This window comes from Armatimonas sp. (genome assembly GCF_031410135.1).
Lineage (GTDB): Bacteria > Armatimonadota > Armatimonadia > Armatimonadales > Armatimonadaceae > Armatimonas.
On record NZ_JANNYP010000507.1, the window covers coordinates 1 to 7,351 of the forward strand.

8 protein-coding genes are annotated in these 7,351 nt (G+C 54.4%); 2 read left to right on the plus strand and 6 right to left on the minus strand.

The window, feature by feature from the left end; genetic code table 11:
* On the plus strand, nt 1–675 hold a 675-nt coding region (locus tag RMO15_RS18810; RefSeq protein WP_309715258.1), incomplete at its 5' end, for a hypothetical protein.
* 108 nt (nt 676–783) lie between these two features.
* Entirely contained in the window at nt 784–1,596 is an 813-nt protein-coding gene (locus tag RMO15_RS18815) for a carbonic anhydrase family protein (protein ID WP_309715260.1), read from the plus strand.
* Between the two features lie 3 nt (nt 1,597–1,599).
* Here the strand turns inward: RMO15_RS18815 and RMO15_RS18820 are convergent, their stop codons facing one another.
* The 6 genes from RMO15_RS18820 to RMO15_RS18845 all read right to left on the minus strand — a co-directional run.
* Entirely contained in the window at nt 1,600–3,012 is a 1,413-nt protein-coding gene (locus RMO15_RS18820; protein WP_309715263.1) for a nitrilase-related carbon-nitrogen hydrolase, read from the minus strand.
* A 22-nt stretch (nt 3,013–3,034) separates the two neighbouring features.
* Nucleotides 3,035–3,541, minus strand: a complete 507-nt coding sequence (locus RMO15_RS18825) for a DUF6398 domain-containing protein (RefSeq protein ID WP_309715265.1) — start codon at nt 3,539–3,541, stop codon at nt 3,035–3,037.
* Nucleotides 3,542–3,560: 19 nt separating this feature from the next.
* Complete coding sequence (locus RMO15_RS18830) at nt 3,561–3,920, minus strand: hypothetical protein (protein WP_309715268.1); 360 nt, start codon at nt 3,918–3,920, stop codon at nt 3,561–3,563.
* 189 nt (nt 3,921–4,109) lie between these two features.
* Nucleotides 4,110–5,180 carry a DUF6398 domain-containing protein gene (locus tag RMO15_RS18835; protein WP_309715270.1) on the minus strand — a complete coding sequence of 357 codons (1,071 nt, stop codon included), beginning with the start codon at nt 5,178–5,180 and terminating at the stop codon, nt 4,110–4,112.
* 6 nt (nt 5,181–5,186) lie between these two features.
* Nucleotides 5,187–6,902 carry a M14 family metallopeptidase gene (locus RMO15_RS18840; RefSeq protein ID WP_309715273.1) on the minus strand — a complete coding sequence of 572 codons (1,716 nt, stop codon included), beginning with the start codon at nt 6,900–6,902 and terminating at the stop codon, nt 5,187–5,189.
* A partial coding sequence (locus RMO15_RS18845) for a hypothetical protein (RefSeq protein WP_309715276.1) occupies nt 6,902–7,351 on the minus strand: 450 nt, incomplete at its 5' end. The genes RMO15_RS18840 and RMO15_RS18845, both read right to left, overlap by 1 nt.

Consider the following 7,351-nt stretch of genomic DNA (forward strand, 5'->3'; position numbering starts at 1 on the left):
TATGCTCGCCTCAGCAGAAGCGGCTACCTATTGTTGTTTACGAGTAACCACAGCCATGGTAAACCGTTCGGAATAGATTTTGGAAATCAAGCAAAAGCAATCTCGGACTTTAATGAGCAGATTGGCCATTCACGAGATTTAGTGCTGGTGCGAGTGGCAAAGAGTTTCGCTGACGATTCCCTTCAATCGGGGAAACGTACTGAAGTTGTGTTTGGTTTTCCAGATCTCGAAGATCCAGGACATACAGCAACGCCAGACTCCATCTTTCATCTGCGAACCTCTGATAAATATAATCTGGTTCCCAAAGATGGACTCCGTTTTCGTTATCTGACAAAGTATGCTGAGGAAAAGGGTCTATATTCTGCATCCCGACCCAAGATCATTGCCCTGTCTTCCAACAAGTTCGTGGTGCTTTGGGAATCCTGGACAATGGAGCGTGAAAATGATACCGTCAACGGCAAATATGATTCGACCTGGGCTATGGTGATCGACATGAATGGGAATGAGTTAGTCCCTGCGAAGAAGCTTAGTGGTACGGAATCTCTGCGCCTCAATAGTGGTGATGATGCCTTCCTCATGGACGGCAAAGCGGCATGGGTCAACGGCAATGGTAGTGCTTTGGTATTGCATACTGTTGATAGTCAACTAGGATATAAAGCGGTTCGCTTGCCTTAATCCAGTGTAATCCAGCGTTTTTCTTGACACTTTAGCCGCCGCCAAAACGGGGGTAGCCCCCGCTGGCAGACGGTACTATAACGACCAGAAAGAATAAAAAAAACTATCATGAAAACAACTCGAAGCTCGAAGAATGTCCTTCGGCTCACGCTTCTTTGCGGCCTAGCCGCCTCTCTCTCGATTGTTAGTGCCTGTGGCGGTGTTAGCCCCGTCCTGGGGACACACTGGACCTATGAGGGCGAGGAAGGGCCAAGACACTGGGCAGAGCTGGCACCCGATTTTGCACCGTGTTCGGACGGCCATATACAGTCGCCCATTGATCTGATCAAACCGACTCTTACCGACCTCACCAACCTCAAGTTCTTCTACCAGCCCAGCCGACTCAATGCCGTCAACAACGGCCACACGATCCAACAAACCTACGATGCGGGCAGCTACATCGAGCTTGACGGCGTGCGCTACGACCTGCTCCAGTTCCACTTTCACAGCCCCAGTGAGCACACGATCAATGGGCACTACGCCGAGGCGGAGGTGCATCTGGTGCACAAGAGCGCGGATGGGAAGCTCGCCGTGGTCGGAATTATGATCGAGAAAGGAGCGGAGAACGCGGCGATCAAGGTAATCTCGGATCGCTACAGCGACCTGGCACTCTCCGGCCCCATAGTGGCAAGTAGCGTCACCCTCAACGCGACCGCTCTGCTACCCACGGGCCAGAAGACCTTCCGCTACGAAGGCTCCCTCACCACGCCGCCCTGTACCGAGGGTGTCAAGTGGAACGTCATGGTAGATCCCATCCATATGTCGAGCGCACAGCTCGAAGGAATGAAGCATCTTCACGAGGCCAACAACCGCCCCCTTCAGTCGCTCAACGGACGGCCCCTGCTGGAAGACTCGACGCGCGCAAGAAAACGCAACGACTAACTCTCACGGATGGTTCTGCCTTCTCCGTCCTCGCGGAGCTAAAAACGCCTGAGTGAGAAAGCCCACGCCACTGAACAGGCACAGCGGCCCGAAGACCCAGCCACCGAGCGAGTAGAGCGTTCGGTGGTGGGTGCGCCCCACCGTCACTTTGAGCGTCTGGGGCTCGCCGTCTTTCACGTGGGCGAGCTCTACCCCGTTGGGTGCAACCGCGCTGGTTCCCCCCGCCACATCGGCGCGGGCGAGCCAGCGCCCGTTCTCCATCGCCCGCATCGCAAACAGCAGGCTGTGCTGCGCGTGCTGCACCGGCCCCCACTCCTCCGGGTCCATGTTGGGCACCAAAAAGACCTCCGCACCGTCTTGCACCAGCTTGCGATCTACCTCCGGGTAGTCGTTGTCAAAGCAGATTGGGACGCCAAGCCTCCCTAGCACTGTCGGAATCGCCTTGGCCGTCGTGCTCGCAATCCCATCGGTGATGAAGTGTACGGGGTGGTTCTTGGTGTGAATCCCCGCCAGCTCGCCATTGGGCTTCAGCACAAACGCGGCGTTCTCAAAGTCCTTCTCCCCCGTGCCCTTGCTCACATGCGCTCCAAAGATCAGGTAGGCATTGCTCTCTTTTGCAAGCGCTTGAAGCCGGGGCCAGTAGTTCTCAAACTTCAGCCTGCCTGCCACGCGCGGATCGGAATGAAACGCATGCTCGGGCCAGAGGATGATGTCCGGCCCTCCTACCCCAGCCCTTCCTCCCAATAGCGAGCCCTTCGGGTGGGAGGAAGGGAGACGGGAGGAAAGCTGGAAAAGCGTCTCCTCGTCGGTGGCTTGGACGAGAGTGACGGTCAAGGGGCGCTCTGGCGATGGTGCAGGCAGGCGCACCAGGCAGGCGATGGCCCAGAGAGTGGTGGCGATGATCAGAGCGCGGCCCTTGAGAGTTCCGAGAAAGAAGACTAAGAAGCTGATGCCGTAGACACCAAAGAGCGCGGCGAGAGGCGCGAACACGGGCCGCCCTGCAACGGCATAGCCCAGTGTGGGCCAGCCGAAGTTGAGGACAAACGGCTCCGCACGAAAGAACTCTAGCCCCACCCAGAGACTCGTAGCAATTACCCGAACCCATCCCTGGCCCTTCCCTCGAACCAACGACGGGTAGAGAGTGCAGAAGAGAATCGGGAAAAGAGCGAGGATCGCGCAGAGGGGTGCGACGGCGGATGCGAAGATATTCGAGAGCCAAAACAGTGTCGCACCGAGGTGGATTCCCGAGCAGAGCACACCAATATAAAATCCCTGCCGTAGTGTGGCACCATCCAAGGCTTTCAGCAGAGCGGCGACGGCCAGCGGCAGAAAGTACGGCAGGTGGTACGGAGGGAATGCGGCGGCAAGTAATACTCCCGAGAGAGCGCCAAAGAGCAGTCGTTGTGTAAGTGTCATGTGCGCCTTTCGTCCTCGGATTCTAGGGCATGTCGTCGTAAATACCAGGAATATGCCCCGCTTCGGCAAGCATTACCTGCATCTCCCGTGAGAGAAAGCGGGCATCCAGAATATAGCCATTGACCTGCACCATCCATGCAAGGCTATGGTGCTTTAAGCGTGATGGCAAGCAGTAGTCATAGGTATGATAGCTCTGCTTCAGTAGATCATTGATCTGGGTTGCTTTATTGCTCGATGTGCTCTTGCTCACTCCAAAAAGGATATTGATTTCCTCGGTTTTCATGTGAGGCGTCTGCGACTTATCCCCAAGGAAATTCAGCCGCCCTACTGCCTGCACAAGGGCGCATGCCCAGATTTTTTCCTGTCCTGAAGCCAGTGGTGAGGGACGCTTTCGTGAGAGCGCCGCGCACATCTTACGTATCATAAGAGCGTACTCTTCGTTTAGATGTCCTTGGCAAAAGGCATCCGTCAGTGCAGTAATGGCATCAAACTTGGGCTGTAGTGCTTTTGCAACTTTGAACTCTTCCATTATAAAACTCCATACAGTTTTAAGAGATTGGTTTCTCGCCGCTCTTACGAACAGGCCGTTTACGCTCACTACGTTTCTTGCGGCCCACAGAGGCGTATGCATCGGAGCTAGAGCCGTACTGCACCATCACTTCATCGCGGATTCCTATACCAATCTCATGAAACTCGACGCCTGAGCTACGCTCTTCATCGAGAGCTGCGGCAAGCTCGGCCTTTGCACGAAGAACGCGGGTGCGAGCGTTGTCGTTGCGAAGCTGGGCGGCATCGGCACTAGCAACGGAGTATTTATTGTTGCGCGGAGCATAGTCGGAGAGCGCTTTGGCAGCGATCAGGGTATCACGATCCGCTTGTAGCTGAGCGGGGGTCACTCGTTTTTGCATAAGAAACATTCCTTTCACCCTGCTCAAAGTTTTGCAAGCAGAGCTGTTTTTTTAGAGAGTAAAAATATCTTTTGTGTTTCAAAATTTTATGGATTCACAAACTAAAGAATCGTGTTGTAGAGCGATGCAAAAGGATTTCACTTATTTGCAATTTTAATTGCAGGCACTCTGAAAAGAAGATGCTCTTTGCTATTGGCTTTCGTACTGGTCAACATGCTTTTGCCACTCCAAGAAATCTTTTGGGTAGTCAAGACTATTGCTCTCAAACCAAGTATTAATCATCAGCGCATCGTAGCCAAGGCCACCTCGCCCCATGAATGTCTTCTCAAATCCCGCAAAAGACATTTCCTCACGGACAGCCAAGAGATAGTGCCGCGCTCCGACATTGTCATCGGGGCAGATTTCTAAGAGATACTTAAAGAGGGAGACAGCATTTGCTGTATCTAGCTCTTTCCAAGAAGCAATGGCTTCGTTAAGAATTGCACGAAGAAGATGCCGGTTCTCTAAGTAACTCCAAGACACGTTTTTAATCAATGAGTTGGATTTAATCCGTCCCAGAGCGCGAGTACAGGCTTCTTTTTGCAGCTTCCGACCAGGTTTTCCTCCTATCATATCCCCAAGCGCACCGTAGCTATCGTAAAAATCAGGATCTTTTGCGATGAGTACTTGAAGATCTGAGACAAGCCGTGCTGGGAACGAGTTGTTTTTCGATTTATTCATCACCTCATAAAACTCATGCATCGCACTGCGCTCTGCATCGTAGAAGTTCCCTTCTTCATCGACAGATGCGATACCATCAAGAGGAGTCTCGCCTTTCATTTGAGACATCAAGGCCATCATCTGGTCAAGAAGACCCTCTAGCCCCTCTTCGTGAGGCTTATTTTTCTTTGTCAGATACTGCACAATCGGTACATTGCTTGCCTGCATGGTCTGCTTGAGCGCATTGACACGAGTATTGACTCCCCCCACGCTGACACCAAAAAAATAGGCAATCTCCGTTGCCGGAACATAGGGCTTGCTATCTTTATAAAAAAGATCGTTGAGGCTGGCAATCGTATGCACCACGGCAGCAGCACTTACCTCCGGCTTGCCTCGTAGCAGCGCCTCGGGATCGTGCTTTGCCCAGGTATCGAGGAGCTTCAAGCAGAGCTTCTGACACTCCTTGTTGAGGTAGGTCTCACAAAACGCGATAATCTTTCCTGAGAGATGGTTCTGGGCGATTACCACCCGAGGATCTACTTGCTTTGTTTTTCTTGCCATAACTTCCTATCCCAGTGTCACGGACTCACGCACCACGCCCGCTCGCTCGTGGCGAGCCGTGAGCGTGATCTCGGTTCCTGAGGCGGCCTTGATGATCCACTCGGCCTTTGCTCGATCCTCGGTCGTATCGGCGCTATAGCCCCCGTTGGCGGGCGGCTTGTAGCAGAAGCCTTCTACTTGCCCAATCTCCATACGCTCTTTCCCGGTAACAAGGCTCGCGCCCTCCGGAAGCGTGATCTCGGCAACGACGGCGCGGGCGTACTTGCGCTCCAGGGCTTTCTTGGTCACGTAGCTCGGAAGCCAGCCGGTGTTCTTCACCACCAGGCGCACGTGCCAGGTGTCCTCGCCCAGGAACGCCACATCAAGCTGGTGGAGCGTGAGGCGCGGTGTGGTGAGTGCTTGCCAGAGCAGCCAGTCCGAGAACGGCGCGATCTCTTTCTCTAAAAACTGCGGCGGCGGGTTGCGGAAGCTGTAGAGCATGTCCCAGCCGCCGATCTCCACGGCTCCTAAGTCCGGGTGCTCAAACGGCGTCCAGTCGTAGTAGCCCTTGCCTTCGAGCTGGGTATCGGCCCACTGCAGGAGCTTTCGGTCGTCTTCCAGATCGTGGTTGCGGCCCCAGGTGGTGTACTTAAACGCGCCTTGTTTGGTCTTGTCATCAAAGCCCTCGGTGATTCCCGCCTGGCGCTGCGGACTCCAGATCTCGGTCGTCCAGGCAAAGATTCCTAGATGCTCGTAGCACCAGTCATCGAAGACCCCCGTGATCACTTCCTTCGGGTGGTACTTAAAGTCGTGGTAGACCGAGACCGCCGGGTAGCCCGTGAGCTCGGTGCCCTTCTTGCCAATCGTCTGGTACGTCCACAGATCCTCCGCCGGAAAGCTATCATCATTCTGCGTTCCATAAGGCCGCAACAAAACCCCACTATACGTATGAAACGTCACTGCGTGGCAGATATTCTTGTGGCCGGTGATAAAGGCAACCAGCGCCCGCGCCTCGGGCTCACTTGTCGGATAGGGCCCCGCGCCATGCTGCTCGCTCTCGGTGCGCCAGTGGCCGGGGAAGTTGCGGTTGAGATCAAGCCCCTCTTTATTGCCATGCACCTTGAGCGAGATGCCATCGTAGTTTTTGTAGAAACCCTCGGGCAGGATGCGGTAGTACTCTCCGCCGGTCTCGGTCGGGTCGCGGCGGATCATCAGGCGCGGGTCTACCGCGTCTTTCTTCCAGGGGCCGTCAGCATCTTGAATGCGCATCTGCAAGGCAAGGCCATCGCCATTCACGTCCTCGCGCTTGACTCCCTCCAGCGCCTCTTCATCAAAGGGATAGGGCCGCGTGGACGAGCGAATCGAGCGCCCGGTGGTGAGATAGAGCTCCGCGCCATCAGGATTCACTCTTGGAACCAGGTAGAAAGCGCGAGTGTCCAGCGCCCGTGTGATCTCGGCATCCGTCCCGTAGCCCAACACCAGCTTCTCCAATAAATACGTCAGCGCCGTCGTCGGTGAGACTTCCGTGGCGTGGATATTGGCATCGCCCCAGACAGCAGGCTTCTCAGTATCCGGCCCCGTCGCGACGTTCGTGACAATGGCGCACCAGATATCGCGCCCCTCAAAGCTCTTGCCAATGCTCTCGATCTTCACGAGACTAGGAAACGCCGCAGCGACGGCTTGCAACCCTGCGGTCAGCTCGTCGTGCTGAATATAGCGATTAAACGGAAAAAACTGTGACATTACTTCACTCCTGAATCCGGTACGTAAGACTTCCACCGGTCTGTCTTATGATCTAGGACTTTATTTTTCTCTCGGTGAAGCACCAAGAGATCAAAAACGTAAGGAACCACAAAAACCAGAGCCCAAGGCTGGTAGCCCTCTCCCTGTTTAAAAAAACCAGCAGGTGTCCATTCCTCGCGACAGTAAAAAACTCCCGCTTTATCTGTGTGTCCATCACCGTCGGTGAGCTGGTAACTTCCTGCTATTGAAAAAACCAGGTAGCTTCCCAGATACAGAGCTACGGCATATTTTAGCAAAGAACGACGCCGAACCAACAGGTAAAGAAATGCCAGCCCCACAAGGATCAAATAGAGGAGGCTGAGCGGTGTTACCATGTTCGTTACGCCAATCCAAATGCCGATTTTAGAACGGTGATGCTCTTGGGAACTGCGGTGGCGGGATCTTCCTTG